We start from the raw sequence: 15,788 nt of genomic DNA, 5'->3' as shown, positions 1-15,788 counted from the left end.
GCTTTATGCAGCATCCACTGCACCATTTGCGCAAATCGCTGGCGTTGTTGCGCAAGATATTTTTATAATGCTCTGCACTTTACGATAACTCAGCGAGTGCGACATGATTGATGCAAAAATCCCTCTGACCGACATCCACCGCCACCTTGATGGCAACATCCGTGCCCAAACCATCCTCGATTTAGGTCGCCAGTTTAATCTTGCCCTGCCCGCTACCACCCTTGAGGCGCTGCGCCCGCATGTGCAGGTCACCGCCAACGAACCGGATCTGGTGAGCTTTCTGCAAAAACTCGACTGGGGCGTTAAGGTGTTGGGCGATCTCGATGCCTGCCGTCGCATTGCGCTGGAAAACGTCGAGGATGCGGCGCGTGCCGGTATCCATTACGCGGAACTACGCTTCTCGCCGGGTTATATGGCGATGACCCACCAGTTGCCGATTGCCGGTGTGGTGGAGGCGGTCATTGATGGCGTGCGGGCGGGTGTCCAGCAGTACGGTGTCGATGTTCGTTTAATCGGCATTATGAGCCGCACCTTTGGTGAGGAAGCCTGTCTGCGCGAACTGGAGGGTTTGCTGGCACATCGCGATGGCATTACTGCCGTCGATCTGGCCGGTGACGAACTCGGTTTCCCGGGTAGCGAATTCCTCAGTCACTTCAATCGCGCTCGCGATGCCGGCTTCCGTATTACGGTGCATGCCGGTGAAGCCGCTGGCCCGGAAAGCATCTGGCAGGCCATTCGCGAGTTAGGTGCCGAGCGTATCGGCCACGGTGTAAAAGCGATCGAAGATCGTGCGTTGATGGATTTCCTTGCCGAGCAGAAAATTGGTATCGAATCCTGCCTGACGTCAAATATTCAGACCAGTACCGTCGCCTCATTTGCCAGCCATCCACTGAAGGCGTTCCTCAACCACGGTATTCTCGCCACCATCAACACCGACGACCCGGCCGTGCAGGGCATTGAGCTGGCGCATGAGTATCAGGTAGCGGCACCACAGGCAGGACTGACTGCGGCTGAGATACGTCAGGCGCAGGAAAATGGCGTGACCATTGCGTTTCTGAGTGACGCCGAAAAAGCCGCGTTGCGCGCGCGCGTGGCAGGATCACGTTGACATGCCGTAACGGCGCGATAAATCGCGCCGTTACGATCATTACGAAAATTACTTCAATGACAATGTCTGGCGTTTTTCCGCCGATTGCAGACCCAGCTCGATTAACTCCATCACCTGGATAGCTTCCTCTGCCGTCACCGGATTCGCACCGGTACCGGCAATGGCGTCACGCACTGCCGCATAATAGGCCGGATAGTTACCTGGCAGCGTCAGCAGTGCTTTTTCCACCATCACTTCGCCTTCAGCCAGCGTTAGCACGCCATCACGCATATCGTAGCCCCACTCCTCTTTAGGCGGGCGTTCACCCGCCTTCAGGCGATCTTCCTGCGGGTCGAGGCCATATTTGACGTAGCTACCACGGGTGCCGTGCACAATAAAACGCGCTGACTCCGCCGCCACCAGCATGCTGGCATGCAGCACCACGCGGCGTTGTGGATAGGTCAGCGTGGCGTGGAAATAGTCGGTGGTTTGCGCGCCAGTGCGCAACTCCGCCATATCCACATTGATTGCCACTGGCGTACCAAACAGCTGCAACGCCTGGTCAAGTACATGCGGTCCGAGATCGAACCAGATGCCGCTACCCGGCCCTTTCATCTCGCGCCAGCGCTGACGGACTTCCGGGCGGAAGCGATCAAAGTGCGATTCCAGATAACGGATCTCGCCCAGCGTGCCATCCGCCAGCAGCGATTTCAGCGTCAGGAAGTCACTGTCCCAGCGGCGATTATGGAACACCGACAGCAGCAACCCTTTGGCCTTCGCCAGCGCATCCAGTTCGCGCGCCTGTGACAGGGTGACCGTAAAAGGTTTATCGACCACCACATGTTTACCGGCGTTCAGCGCCGCTTTCGCCAGAGGGAAGTGGGTATCGTTCGGGGTAGGAATTACAATCAGATGCAATGTCGGATCGTCCAGCAGCGTCTGGGGATCGCTCACCACCTGCACCGATGGCCAGTCAGCGTGCACTTTGGCTGCATCGCTGCTGGAGATCGCCGCCAGTTCAACATCCGGGGTCCCGGCGATCAACGGTGCATGGAAGGTTTTGCTGGCAAATCCGTAGCCTATCAGGCCGACACGAAGTTTATCGCTCATTCTCATTCCTCTTGTTCGTTACCTGACTGATTTAAGACGAATCAGCGCGTACGGACAAGCGGGAATCAGCGGAAAACTCAGGATATCGCACTCCGTGCCGGTTGCCAGCTCTCCTGAGCCACCAGCGCATCGTGTGCATCCTGGCTGCGACGACGAAAATCACTCGGACTAACCCCGACGCGTTTGCGGAACACACGCGAGAAATAGAGTTGGTCATCATAGCCGACTTCACGCCCCACCGAGGCGATCGGTTCCTGGGTGGTCTGCAACAGCAATTTCGCACGGATCACGCGCTGATCCTCGCGCCAGCGCAGCAGATTGATCCCCATCTGCTCGCGGAACAAATGGGCAAGACGGGAAGGTGACAGACAGACATGACGCGCCACCTCCTCAATCTTCACTTCACTGGCGAGATGGTTGGTCACGTACTGGCAGGCTTCAATCACGCGCGGATCGCGGATTTGCTGATGGCTGCGCGGATCTTCCTCTACAGCACGCAGCAGCAGACGTTCCAGCAGGTTCATCGCCAGCTCCTCGGCGAAACGTCGTCCGGAGTTATGGGTTTGTTCGATACTGGCGAACAGGCGATCAAACTCCGCACGCTGCGCTTCTGGCAGACGCAGGCGCCCCACCCCCTGGGTTTCATCCTGCCATTGCAGCCAGTCGGTCCAGTAGGCACGCGGGCGGAAATAGACCCAGCGATGGAACCAGCATGGGCTGTCCGGCGCACGGCCATAGTAATGCGGGGTTTTCGGTTGAAACAGCAGCATATCACCCGGCAGACAGTCGAATGACTGCTCACCATCAAATACCCGACCTTCACCCTTGATGGTCAGGTTGAGGATATAGCCTTTCATACCGAGTGGCCGGTCGATAAAAAAATCGAGCGGGCCATCGGCGGTAATCGGTGTCAGTCCGGCCACCAGCCAGGCATTAAAGGGGTAACCCGGCAATAATGGGTTTTGTTGTGCCACAGGGGGTTCACGGTGGTACATAATGCCCTCACTTTTCGCGTGATTGATTACCGTAGCGGCACGATTTATCGTGCGGTTGCCAGGGCGCGCGATAAATCGCGCCGCTACTGAATGGCTGCACTCAGGCGGCTTTATTTTTCTGTTTGTAGCGGTCAAAAATCACCGCTGCTAACAATATCAAACCGCGCACCACATACTGTGAGAAGGGCGAAATATTCAAGAGATTCATCGCATTCTCAACCGTACCAAGGATCAGTACCCCGGCAACCACGTAGGAAATCTTGCCAATGCCACCTTTCAGCGACACCCCACCCAACACGCAGGCAGAGATGACAATCAACTCGTATCCCAGCGAGGTCATCGGCTGGCCGCTGGTCATACGTGAAGCCAGAATGATCCCCGCCGCCGCTGACACCAGCCCGGAGAGGATAAAGATGATGATGCGGGTACGCACCACCGGCACACCGGCAAGACGGGCGGCTTCCTCGTTACCGCCAATCGCCAGCGTGTTGCGGCCAAAGGTGGTTTTATTCAGCAGGAAACCGAAGATGATCATGGTAGCGATAGTCAGCCAGATCGGTGCCGGTAAACCGAACCAGTTGGCGTAGCCGAGGGTAAAGAAACGCTCATCTTCAATCCCCACCGCTTTACCGTCTGAGAAGATATAGGCCAGACCGCGCACAATCTGCATCGTCGCCAGCGTGGTGATCAAGGCATTGATTTTTAGCCGCGCAATCACGAAACCGTTAACAAACCCGGTTGCCATGCCCAGCAACAACCCTGCCGCCACACCAATCCATAAACTTTCGGTCAGGTTAATCACCACCGCGGTCACTACGCCAGCACAGGCGATAACCGAAGCCACCGACAGGTCAAAATCCCCGGAGGCGAGGCAGAACAGCATGCCGCACGCCACCATACCGGACATCGACATTGCCAGCCCCAGCCCTTTCATATTGATAAAAGAGCCGAAGTTGGGGACAAAAATAGTACAGGCAATAAACAGTAGCGCGAACACCACCAGCATGCCGAAGTTATCCCAGATACGCCCCAGTTGCAGGCCGCTGCGCTGCGCGGGTGGCGTATTAGAAGTGGTTGATGAAGCCATAATTGCTCTCCTTTACATCAGGCCACGGCGGCCGCTTGAGTCGTTTTCGGCATCGCCAGGCCCAGCGTCAGCTGCTCCGTGGCACGGTCGTGTGGCAGTTCACCGGCAATTTCACCTTCGCGCATCACCACGATACGGTCGGCAAGGCCCATCACTTCAGGCAAATCGCTGGAAGCAAACAACACGGCAATGCCTTTGTTTGCCAGTTGATAAATCAGGTTATAAATCTCGTGCTTGGCCCCGACATCAATACCGCGCGTTGGCTCATCCAGCAGGATCACGTTCATCTCCTCCGACAGCCAGCGGCCCAGAATCGCCTTCTGCTGGTTGCCGCCGGACAGGTTCATAATCAGCTGTTGCGCATGCGGGGTTTTGATATTGAGCGAGCGGATATGGCTGTCAGCGTTCTTCGCCTCCCAACCGGGTTTGATCAGACAACCGGCGGTGAGATTATGGCGGCGCGCGCTGATGTTGATGTTGTCACGCACCGAGTGCACCGGGATGATACCTTCGGCTTTGCGGTCTTCCGGGCAGAGCATAATTCCGGCACGGATCGCATCAATCGGTTGACGGATATTGAGTTTTTTACCGTCCAGCGACACGCTGCCGCCGCGCAGACGGGTTGCCCCAAACAATCCCTTCATCAGTTCACTGCGTCCGGCCCCGACCAGACCGAACAACCCGACGATTTCACCGGCCCGGACCTCTAGCGAAATGGGCATACGCACACCTTGCGCCTCCACCTGGTCCAACTGCAAACGCACGGGGCCCAAATCACGCGGTGCGTAACCATAGATATCCCCCAGATTGCGGCCCACCATCGCCTGAACCAGGTCTTCATGGTGGGTGTTGTTCATATCGGTGAAAGTACGTACGTAGCGACCATCTTTAAACACCGTGATGGCATCACTCAGGGCAAAAATCTCCTCCATGCGATGCGATACGTACAGCACCACCCGGCCCTGCTCACGCAACTGACGGATGACGCGGAACAGATGCTCAATCTCGCGTGCCGACAGCGAGCTGGTAGGTTCATCAAACGCGATAATGCGCGCATTGCGCGCCAGCGCTTTGGCAATTTCCACCATCTGCCACTGTCCGAGCGACAGGTACTTCAACGGCATGTCCGGATCGATATCCATGCCAAGATTTTGCAGTTGTAAGCCCGCTTCATAACGCAGCAGCTTACGGTTCACCAGACCATGACGATGCGGGATCTGACCGAGGTAAATATTCTCTGCCACGCTCATTTCCGGTACCAGATGCAGTTCCTGGTAGATAATCGCCACGCCCGCGTCCAGCGCTTCGGTGGTGTGATTAAACCGCACCGGCTGGCCTTTGATGTGGATTTCGCCGGCCGTCGGCTGGTAGCTGCCGCTAAGAATTTTCAACAGCGTGGATTTACCCGCGCCGTTTTCGCCCATCAGCGCATGCACTTCACCGGCATGGCAGCTGAACGAGATGTCCTGTAACGCTTTAACGCCAGGGAAAGTTTTGCTGATGCCATGAAACGACAGAAAAGCAGGATCAGTGTTCATGGAGACTCCTCTATGCCTTCATACTTCGTGCGCAACTGCATAAGCAGCGCGCTTATCCCAGGTAACTCAGGCCATCAAGCGCCTGGGGATAAGCGCACTTGTGGTTTGGCGACTTACATCAGCCCTTTTTTCGCCAGCTCAGTTTTGAAGTTATCGCGGGTGATCAGCACCACGTCGGTCACTTCAGTAAACTTCGCCGGTTCTTTCCCTTTGGTTACCCAGTCATACAGCATCTGGCTGCTTTTATAGCCGTGTACGTCCGGGCTGGGCAGCAGCGAACCATAGAAGCCGGTTGGCTCCCCTTTCGACAGTTCACTGACAGCATCCACCCCGTTGATACCAATACCGATCACGTCGGGTGCTTTAAAGCCCTGACCTTCAGTGGCGCGCACGCCGCCTAACACGGTGTTGTCATTCATGCCGATGATCAGCCAGTGTTTCACTTTCGGGTGCTGCACCAGCAGGGAGTTACCGGCGTCAAATGCGCCCGGGATATCATTGGATTTGGTCGGCACCTGGTAGATCTGCGCAGCCGGGAAACCCGCTGCTTTCAGCGCGTCCATCGAGCCAGAGGTACGGCGGCGGGCGGTATCCAGCTCGTTAGCGGTGATCGCCATTACGCCGGTTTCTTTCACATCCCAGCCGCGTTTCTGCATCTCTTTGTACAGTTCCTGGCCCTGACGCTCGCCAATTTTGGTCGCGGCCATCATCACCAGTGGCACGGTGTCCATCGGTTTGCCTTTGGCGTTGACGAACTGATCGTCAACCGCAATCACCTTCAGGTCGTAACTGCGGGCTTTCGCCATGATGGCCGAACCCAGTTTCGGATCCGGGGTACAGATGACGAAACCTTTCGCGCCACTGGCGGCCAGGCTATCGATGGCATTCAGGGTTTTTTCGCCATCCGGTACCGCAATTTTGATCACCTCAAAGCCGAGATCTTTGCCGGCTTTATCGGCGAAGCGCCACTCTGTCTGGAACCAGGGTTCCTCCGGTTGTTTAACAAGAAAACCGAGCTTCATCGTCTCGGCGATAGCGGAATGTGACATAACCGCGGCAAGACCAACTGCCGCCAGCGCTTTAGTGAATTTATGCATGATGCTCTCCGGCACAATGATGTTTTTAGCGTGCAATAAACGAATCGGTGTAAGCGCTACCACTCTGATTTCTCTTGCGGGTACAGCGAAAAATCAGCGCGTTAGAGCAAGGTTTGTACAAAGGCTGTGCAAACGCTGGGCTAGTTGTAGCGGGAAAAGCAGCAGAAAATGTAGAGCGGTATCACATCCCGGAACGACGACAAAATCATCCATATATTCAGCAAAATTAACCGGTCATTAACTTTTGCAGTGGATCACGAAATGGCTGCTGATGGCAGAAAAGTGCATATTCTCAGCCGGGGATGACTAACCGCTCCAGCCCACCCATTCCAGGATAACGACAGATAACTGACACAGGAGAATTTCAATGGGCGCTGGCGCTATCACCATCGGGCTGGATTTTGGCAGCGATTCTGTCCGAGCCCTGGCCGTGGACTGCCACAGTGGCAAAGAACTGGAAAAAGCGGTGGTCAACTATCCGCGCTGGGCCAAAGGATTGTTTTGCGATGCGCATGCCAACCGCTTTCGCCATCATCCTCAGGATTATATTGATGCGCTGGAGCAGGCGCTGGTCACGGTGGTGCAGGCTCTCAGCCCTGAACAGCGCGCAGCCGTCGTCGGCATTGGCGTGGACAGCACCGGTTCGACTCCGGCACCGATCGATCGTGAGGGCAAGGTACTGGCGTTACGTCCAGAGTTTGCCGACAACCCCAATGCGATGTTTGTGTTGTGGAAAGATCACACTGCTATAGAAGAAGCCGAAGAGATTAATCAGCTGTGCCACAGCGGTCGTTTCACCGATTACACCCGTTATATCGGCGGCATTTATTCGTCGGAGTGGTTCTGGGCCAAAATTTTGCATGTATCGCGTGAAGATGCTGCGGTGCGTGATGCCGCCGTCTCCTGGGTCGAGCTGTGTGACTGGGTTCCGGCGTTGCTGAGTGGCACTACCGCGCCGCAGCAACTGCGCCGTGGTCGCTGCGCCGCCGGACATAAATCCCTCTGGCACCCGGACTGGCAAGGCCTGCCGCCCGCTGATTTCCTCAATGCACTTGATCCCCTGTTAACCGAACAGCTCGACTATCCCTTATTTACCGACACCTGGACGGCAGATATCCCGGTCGGCACGTTAAGCGCCGAATGGTCGCAACGTCTTGGTCTGTCCCGGCAGGTGGTGCTGTCCGGCGGTGCTTTTGACTGTCATATGGGGGCGGTCGGTGCCGGTGCGCAACCTTATACCCTGGTGAAGGTGATTGGCACCTCGACCTGCGACATTCTGATTGCCGACAGTGAAAAAGTGGGTGATCGCGCGATTAAAGGCATCTGCGGCCAGGTGGATGGCAGCGTGGTGCCGGGTGCCATCGGCTGTGAAGCCGGACAATCCGCTTTCGGCGATATCTATGCCTGGTTCAGCCGCCTGCTCGGCTGGCCGCTACAACAGGCGGCGCAACAACATCCTGAGTTGCGTCCCCAACTGGAAAGCCTGCAAAAAGATCTGATCCGTCAATTGACGGAAGCCTGGGCTGCCGATCCGCAGCTCGACCATCTGCCGGTCGTGCTGGACTGGTTTAACGGACGCCGTACGCCAGATGCGAACCAGCGTCTGAAAGGGGTGATCACCGACCTCAATCTTGGCACCGATGCCCCGGCGTTGTTCGGCGGGCTGATCGCCGCCACCGCCTTCGGCGCACGCGCCATTATGGAGTGCTTCGAGCAACAGCAAATCCCGGTGGAGAACGTGCTGACCCTCGGCGGCATCGCGCGCAAATCACCAGCCATTATGCAAGCCTGTTGCGATGTGATGAACCGACCGCTGGATATTGTCGCCTCCGATGAATGTTGCGCCCTCGGGGCCGCCATTTTTGCCGCCGTTGCTGCGCAAGTCTATGCCGATGTTCCGGCTGCTCAGCAGGTGATGGCCAGCCCGATTGACGTCACGTTGCAACCGGACAGCCAGCGCGTAGCGCGCTATCAGCAACTTTATCAACGCTATCAACATTGGTGCCAGGCCGCTGAACCGCAGTATGCCGCACGCACCGTTTCCGCTAAGTGAAGGAGTGGTTTTATGGAACAGCACAACACACAACAGGTGTGGTTTGTCATTGGTACGCAACACCTCTACGGGGCGGAAACGTTACGCCAGGTGGAACAACACGCTCGTCAGGTGATGGACGGCCTTAACCAGGCGGGCACCCTGCCCCTGCAACTGGTGTTGAAGCCGTTGGTGAAGTCGCCGGATGAAGCGCTGGCGCTGTGCCGCGAGGCGAATCACGCCAATGAATGTATCGGCATCATTACCTGGCTGCACACCTTCTCACCCGCCAAAATGTGGATTGGCGGCCTGAGCATCCTGAATAAGCCGTTGCTGCAATTCCATACCCAGTTTAATGCCGAGATCCCGTGGGACAGCATGGATATGGATTTTATGAACCTGAACCAGACCGCACACGGCGGTCGCGAGTTTGGTTTTATCGGCGCGCGTATGGGCCTCCAGCACAGCGTCGTCACCGGACACTGGCAGGATAAAGAGAGCCAGCAACGCATTGGTCGCTGGATCCGTGCCGCTCAGGCGCGTCAGGCCAGCCAGCAGCTTAAAGTTGCCCGCTTCGGCGACAATATGCGTGAAGTGGCCGTCACCGAGGGTGACAAAGTGGCCGCGCAAATTCAGTTTGGCTATGCGGTGAATGGCTGGGGCGTGGGCGATTTGGTCGAGGTGGTGAACAGCGTCAGTGATGGCGATGTCAATGCGTTGATCGATGAATACGAAAGTCACTATCGCTTCAGCGAAGTTGCGGCAGTAAACGGTGAAAAACGTCAGAACGTTCTGGATGCAGCACGTATCGAACTGGGGTTGAAACGCTTCCTTGATGCCGAAGGTTGCAAAGCCTTTACCACCAATTTCCAGACGCTGCACGGTATGAAGCAGCTTCCCGGCCTGGCGGTACAACGTCTGATGGGCCAGGGCTACGGGTTTGCCGGTGAAGGTGACTGGAAAACGGCGGCGTTACTGCACATCCTGAAGGTGCAGGCGGGTAATCGTGCCGGCGGGACCTCATTTATGGAGGATTACACCTACCACTTCTCACCCGGCAATGATCTGGTGCTGGGCTCGCATATGCTGGAAGTGTGTCCGTCGATCGCCAAAGAAGAGAAACCGTTGATTGATGTGCAATTCCTCGGTATCGGCGGCAAAGCCGATCCGGCACGCCTGATTTTCTCTACCCCGGCTGGACGCGCGGTGAATGCCAGCGTGATCGATTTGGGTGACCGCTTCCGTTTGCTGGTGAACGTCGTGGATGCCATTGAGCAACCAAAACCGCTGCCAAAACTGCCGGTCGCGCGTGCCTTGTGGCGTGCACAACCGTCACTGGCGACCGCGTCCGAAGCCTGGATTCTGGCAGGTGGCGCGCACCATACGGTATTCAGTCAGGCACTGGACCTGGATGACCTTTATCTGTACGGCGAACTGAACGGTATCGAGGTGTTGGTCATTGACGAAGAAACGCGTTTACCGGCGTTCAAAGATGCACTGCGCTGGAATGAAGCGTATTACCGCTTAATGCGTTAATCGTTATCAGATTGGCTATCGGGTCGCGATTAATCGCGACCCTTTTATTTGCGGTAATGAAAAGACTTTCGCGGTAGCAATATCAATTCAGGAGCAAAGCTCCCGGTCGCGAAATGAGGATAGCCAGTCCATCGCATAAGGATAGGGGCTGGTTTTACCGTGATAGAACAGCATTGGCACCACGATCGGCAGCTCGGTATGCCCCTCATCAATATGGCGCTGCATAGCCGCGATGGTATTGCGCATCATCCTCAGGGTCATAAACTTGTCGGGAGAACTTTGGTGCTCAATCAAGGCATAAATATATCCCGCTCCCCCCTCCATCTTCATTGACATGAGGACATCAGAATACAGCGCACTCAGATCCCGTTCTATAAACGTGGTTGGGATCAATTGCAATGTGTCGAGGTCACAACGCTGAAGTATCAACGGCGGCAAGTGAATTTCCAGGAACTGTCTGGCGATAGCCTGATGACTAAGAAACCGTTTGAATAGCGCATCGTGTGGTGTGGGGGTTGCACTCATTAAGCTCGTCCCTGCCAGGATGAACAACGTGGCCGGACGTTAACATGGGCGCTATCTCACTGAAAGATAAGGCTGATAAATGTCAGAGGGATATAAGAAATTCAGAATGGATTCAGGAATAAATCATATTGTACACATCGGTAGCGGCGCGATTTATCGCGTTTTTTAACCACGAAGGTCAAAAGCGCGCGATAAATCGCGCCGCTACACCAACGCCATCAGGACGTTAGCCGTTTAACCGGCGCATTCTGCTGGCGATCCCACATCACCGTCAGCAAACGTTGCAGCGCGATAAACGCGAACAACAAAATGCCGATGGCGATTTTGGTCCACCAGGAGCTCAGGGTGCCGTCGAAATTAATCCACGTCTGAATCAGCCCCTGAATTAATACGCCAAACAGCGTACCGAGCACCGTTCCTACGCCACCGGAGAGCAGCGTGCCGCCAATCACCACCGAGGCAATCGCATCCAGCTCTACACCCAGTCCGGCCAACGCATAACCCGCTGAGGTATAGATGGAAAACACAATCCCTGCCAGCGTTGCCAGCGTGGTCGACAACATATAAATCTTAATGGTGGTGGCGCGCGTGGAGATCCCCATCAACTGCGCCGACGTGAGGTTGCCGCCAATGGCATACACCTGATTACCAAAACGCGTGCGGTGCGCCAGTAAAATGCCACCGACTACCACCACCAGCATAATCACCGCCAGCAAGCTTAACCGCCCACCGCCGGGAATTTTCCACGCCATACTCGACAGCGTGGCATACAACGGATGGTCAATCGGGATCGAGTTTTCCGATACCAGGTAGCTACAGCCACGCAGGAAAAACATCCCGGCGAGGGTAATAATAAACGCCGGGATTTTTAACCCATCAATCAACCAGCCCATCATGGCGCCAAAGGCTGCCCCTAACGCCAGAATCAGCGCAAAGGCCAGCAACGGGTCTACATGGTAATCCCCAATCAAGCGGGCAAGGAACACGCCGGTAAAAGCAATCACCGCCCCGACCGATAAATCAATCCCTCCCGACAGGATCACAAACGTCATTCCCACGGCGATAATGCCAAGAAAGGCGTTATCGGTGAGGATATTACAAATTACCCTGGTGGAGGCAAAGCCGGGGAACTGGCTGAGGCAGAACAGATATCCGGCGACAAACACCAGCAAAGTAATCATCAAAGGCAGATGACGTTTAATCATGATGGACGCCTCCGTTTCAGCATGGCAAGAAAGCGCGGTGACTGAATCAGCAACACGCACATCACCACTATCGCTTTCACCACCTGGTTCAGTTCGGGTGGGAAACCAGACAGCAGAATCCCGGTATTCATCGACTGAATAATCAGCGCACCAATCAGCGACAGCACCAGATTAAAACGCCCGCCCATCAGCGATGCACCGCCAATCACCACCGCCAGAATCGCATCCAGCTCCAGCCACAATCCGGCATTATTGGCATCCGCTCCACGAATATCGGCGGCAACAATTAACCCGGCCACTGCGGCACATACGCCACTGATGGCGTAAGTCGACATCACGACCAGCCAGCCGGTAACGCCTGCATTGCGCGCCGCACGCAGGTTAATCCCCACCGCTTCAATAAACAGCCCCAGCGCCGTCTTGCGTGTTACCAGCCACACCGCCAGCGCCACCACTAACGTAATCCACACCGGCACCGGCAACAGCCACAGCGAGCCGCTACCAAACCACGACAGGTTATCGTTATCAAAAGTCACGATTTGCCCCTGGGTGATGAGCTGCGCCACACCGCGTCCGGCTACCATCAAAATCAAGGTGGCGACGAACGGTTGAATTCGCAGCAACGCCACCAGCACGCCATTCCACAAACCACATGCCAGCCCGGTGCCCAGTGTCGCGAGAATGATAAACGGCAGACTGTGCCCGGCGACGGTGAGCGTTGCCGCCGTAGCCCCGGCAATCGCCATCACCGCCCCTACTGACAAATCAATTCCCCCGGTGGCAATCACCAGCGTCATCCCCACCGCCAGCAGCGCTACCGGTGCGGCACGGTTGAGAATATCGATCGGGCTACCAAACAGGCGGCCATCCTGTAAATGCACGGCAAAAAAGTTATTTGCCACCAGGCTGTCCACCAGCAGCACCAGCACCAGCGCGGCAATTTGCGGCATACCGGGCGGCAGTTTCAGCTTACGCCGATTGGTTTTTTCAGACGTCATATCGGATTCAAGCATGTTGTTCTCCTCCGTGGGCGATAGCGTTGACAATCGACGCTACCGACAGCTGCTCAAGGGGGATCTCCGCCACCTGCTTCAAATCGCGCATAATCAACACGCGATCGGCGTACCCCACCAGTTCTTCGAGTTCAGAGGAGATAACCAGCAGCGCCAGTCCGTCGGCGCACAGGGATTCAATCAGACGAATAATCTCCGCGTGAGCACCGACATCGATACCCCGCGTGGGTTCGTCAAGAATGAGAAATTGCGGTTTGGTCACCAGCCAGCGCGACAGCAGTACTTTCTGCTGATTGCCGCCCGACAATAACTCAACCGGTTGATCGGCATGCGGTGTACGAATGCCAAGACTTTTAATAAAACGTTCGGCAATCGCCTGTTGCTCGCGTTTTTTGATCGGACGCAGCCAGCCACGCTGCGCCTGCAACGCGAGGATAATGTTTTCCCGCACCGACGCCTTACCAATAATGCCGTCGGTTTTGCGGTCCTCCGGGCAAAATCCCATCCCCAGCTTCGAGGCTTTAGCCGGGGTACGAATCTGTTGCACCTTACCCTTAATGGTGGCGGTGCCGCGATCGGCTCGGCGGATGCCAAACAACACTTCGGCGGTTTCGGTGCGTCCCGAGCCCAACAGCCCGGCCAGACCCACCACTTCACCCGGACGCACCTGCAAACTGAACGGCTCGATGGTGCCCTTCTTACCGTAATCTTCAAACGCCACCACCGGCTGATTGCTGCGCAGGGTGCTGCCCTGACGTTGTAACGCCGTCTCCAGCAGCTCACGCCCCAGCATCAGCTTGATTAGCTCGATACGCGGCAGCGATGCGGTGTCGCGGGTGGCGATAAACTGACCATTACGCAGCACCGTGATGCGGTCGGTGATGCGATACACCTGATCGAGGAAGTGAGTGACAAAAATCAGGCTCATCCCTTTGGCTTTTAACTGCGCCATCAGGGTAAACAACATCTCGACCTCACTGGCGTCGAGGCTGGCGGTGGGTTCATCGAGGATCAACACCTGTGCCGACAGATCCACCGCGCGACAAATGGCGATAATCTGCTGCATTGCCACCGAATAATGGCCGAGCTGACGCGTCACATCGAGGGCAAAACCGTATTTGCGCATCAGCGCATCGGCATCGCGCACCATACGTTTGCGATCGATGATGCCAAAACGTCGCGGCTCGCGACCGATATATAAATTATCCGCCACCGACATATTGGGCAGCAGGTTTACTTCCTGGTAAACGGTGCCGATACCCATTAATTGGGCATCGCCGGTGTTATGCGGTGTAATCGCTTTGCCATTCAGGGTGATCACCCCGGCATCACGGCTGTACACGCCGGTCAGCACTTTTATCAGCGTCGATTTACCAGCCCCGTTCTCTCCCAGCAGCGCCATGATTTCGCCTTTGCGGATACTGAACGACACGTTATCCAACGCTTTCACGCCGGGGAAACCTTTGCTGACGCCGCTGATGGTCAGCAGTGCCTCTTCTTGTGGTGTAGTCATACGGACCTGCCTCGCCTTACGTCATGAAAAACCGCCCCGGAGGGCGGTGCGGGGATCAGTAACCCATGTTCTTTTTCTTATCGAGTTCCGTCTGTGCATCCGCTGGCAGGAAGAGTTTCGACTGGGTGCGGATGATTTTTGGCGGCTGCGTGCCATCTTTTTTCAGTTTTTCCAACGCATCAAACGCCGGACCGGCCATATTCGGTGTCAGCTCGACGTTGGCATTGGCTTCGCCTGCCAGCATCGCTTTGTAGATATCCGGTACACCGTCAATCGAGCCAGTCAGGATATCTTTGCCCGGTTTCAGGCCCGCTTCTTTAATGGCCTGAATCGCACCAATCACCATGTCGTCGTTGTGCGCGAACACCATGCAGATGTTCTTGCCATTGTTCTCCGCTTTGATAAAGCTCTCCATCACCTCTTTACCCTTACTGCGGGTAAAGTCGCCGGACTGAGAACGGATAATTTTGATGTTGGGGTGTCCGGCAATGGCTTCGGCAAACCCTTTCTTACGGTCAATCGCCACGCTGGCACCCACGGTGCCCTGCAATTCCACGACGTTACACTGCTTGCCCGCGAGGGTTTTCACCAACCAGTCACCAATCAACTTGCCTTCCAGCACGTTATCCGCTGTCACCACCGACTCATACAGTGACTTGTCATTCACGACGATCGCGCGGTCGAGCAGGAACACCGGGATCTTGGCGTCTTTAGCTTCTTCCAGCACCGGCTCCCAGCCAGTCTGCACCACCGGGGCGATAAAGATGGCATCCACGCCCTGGGCGATGAATGAACGCACTGCCTTGATCTGGTTCTCCTGTTTCTGCTGACCATCCGCAATTTTCAGCGTGATGCCCCGCTTCTGCGCTTCGGTTTTTGCCACGTTAGTTTCCGCAGAACGCCAGCCGGATTCCGAGCCAACCTGCGAGAATCCAACTGTCATATCAGCCGCCAGGACCGGTGCGCTGATCGCCGCGCTCACCATGACGGACAAGAGTAAACGTTTCCACATAATTTCATTCCTCTGAAGGGAGTGTGCTGTAGGGGGTA

At 56.0% G+C, this 15,788-nt stretch carries 12 protein-coding genes and 1 pseudogene; 3 read left to right on the top strand and 10 right to left on the bottom strand.

The window, feature by feature from the left end; all coding sequences use genetic code 11:
- Positions 1 to 103 precede the first annotated feature (103 nt).
- Positions 104 to 1,108, top strand: a complete 1,005-nt coding sequence (add, locus tag AC6I8R_RS09030; RefSeq protein WP_497832136.1) for an adenosine deaminase — start codon at positions 104 to 106, stop codon at positions 1,106 to 1,108.
- 48 nt (positions 1,109 to 1,156) lie between these two features.
- Here add and AC6I8R_RS09025 read toward each other — a convergent pair whose 3' ends face one another.
- The 5 genes from AC6I8R_RS09025 to AC6I8R_RS09005 form a co-directional block, all read right to left on the bottom strand.
- Positions 1,157 to 2,197 (bottom strand): oxidoreductase, encoded by a 1,041-nt coding sequence (locus AC6I8R_RS09025; protein ID WP_415175083.1) that lies wholly within the window; start codon positions 2,195 to 2,197, stop codon positions 1,157 to 1,159.
- A gap of 77 nt (positions 2,198 to 2,274) precedes the next feature.
- Positions 2,275 to 3,192 (bottom strand): arabinose operon transcriptional regulator AraC, encoded by a 918-nt coding sequence (gene araC / locus AC6I8R_RS09020; protein ID WP_013508925.1) that lies wholly within the window; start codon positions 3,190 to 3,192, stop codon positions 2,275 to 2,277.
- A gap of 100 nt (positions 3,193 to 3,292) precedes the next feature.
- On the bottom strand, positions 3,293 to 4,279 hold the full coding sequence (gene araH / locus AC6I8R_RS09015; protein ID WP_021185179.1) for an L-arabinose ABC transporter permease AraH: 987 nt from the start codon (positions 4,277 to 4,279) through the stop codon (positions 3,293 to 3,295).
- Between the two features lie 17 nt (positions 4,280 to 4,296).
- On the bottom strand, positions 4,297 to 5,817 hold the full coding sequence (araG, locus tag AC6I8R_RS09010; protein ID WP_021185180.1) for an L-arabinose ABC transporter ATP-binding protein AraG: 1,521 nt from the start codon (positions 5,815 to 5,817) through the stop codon (positions 4,297 to 4,299).
- Positions 5,818 to 5,930: 113 nt separating this feature from the next.
- Positions 5,931 to 6,914 carry an arabinose ABC transporter substrate-binding protein gene (locus AC6I8R_RS09005; RefSeq protein ID WP_013508922.1) on the bottom strand — a complete coding sequence of 328 codons (984 nt, stop codon included), beginning with the start codon at positions 6,912 to 6,914 and terminating at the stop codon, positions 5,931 to 5,933.
- 367 nt (positions 6,915 to 7,281) lie between these two features.
- Here AC6I8R_RS09005 and AC6I8R_RS09000 point away from each other — a divergent pair, with 367 nt between their 5' ends.
- On the top strand, positions 7,282 to 8,967 hold the full coding sequence (locus AC6I8R_RS09000; RefSeq protein ID WP_036626906.1) for a ribulokinase: 1,686 nt from the start codon (positions 7,282 to 7,284) through the stop codon (positions 8,965 to 8,967).
- Positions 8,968 to 8,979: 12 nt separating this feature from the next.
- Positions 8,980 to 10,482: an L-arabinose isomerase gene (araA, locus tag AC6I8R_RS08995; protein ID WP_036626909.1), complete on the top strand. Its 1,503-nt coding sequence runs from the start codon at positions 8,980 to 8,982 to the stop codon at positions 10,480 to 10,482.
- Between the two features lie 96 nt (positions 10,483 to 10,578).
- Here the strand turns inward: araA and AC6I8R_RS08990 are convergent.
- The 5 genes and pseudogenes from AC6I8R_RS08990 to ytfQ all read right to left on the bottom strand — a co-directional run.
- Positions 10,579 to 11,007 (bottom strand): annotated as a pseudogene (locus tag AC6I8R_RS08990) (Rpn family recombination-promoting nuclease/putative transposase); the annotation flags it as partial.
- A 218-nt stretch (positions 11,008 to 11,225) separates the two neighbouring features.
- Positions 11,226 to 12,212: a galactofuranose ABC transporter, permease protein YjfF gene (gene yjfF, locus AC6I8R_RS08985; protein WP_021185183.1), complete on the bottom strand. Its 987-nt coding sequence runs from the start codon at positions 12,210 to 12,212 to the stop codon at positions 11,226 to 11,228.
- Complete coding sequence (ytfT, locus tag AC6I8R_RS08980) at positions 12,209 to 13,225, bottom strand: galactofuranose ABC transporter, ATP-binding protein YtfT (protein ID WP_021185184.1); 1,017 nt, start codon at positions 13,223 to 13,225, stop codon at positions 12,209 to 12,211. The genes yjfF and ytfT overlap by 4 nt, the downstream gene beginning before the upstream one ends.
- Positions 13,218 to 14,738: a sugar ABC transporter ATP-binding protein gene (locus AC6I8R_RS08975; protein ID WP_021185185.1), complete on the bottom strand. Its 1,521-nt coding sequence runs from the start codon at positions 14,736 to 14,738 to the stop codon at positions 13,218 to 13,220. The genes ytfT and AC6I8R_RS08975 overlap by 8 nt, the downstream gene beginning before the upstream one ends.
- Positions 14,739 to 14,793: 55 nt before the next feature.
- Positions 14,794 to 15,750 carry a galactofuranose ABC transporter, galactofuranose-binding protein YtfQ gene (gene ytfQ, locus AC6I8R_RS08970; protein ID WP_021185186.1) on the bottom strand — a complete coding sequence of 319 codons (957 nt, stop codon included), beginning with the start codon at positions 15,748 to 15,750 and terminating at the stop codon, positions 14,794 to 14,796.
- Positions 15,751 to 15,788: the final 38 nt, after the last annotated feature.

This window comes from Pantoea sp. X-Soil-OKNW-713 (genome assembly GCF_059730685.1).
The sequence above is the reverse complement of the archived record's forward strand: the minus strand, read 5'-3'. Positions and strand labels throughout refer to the sequence as shown.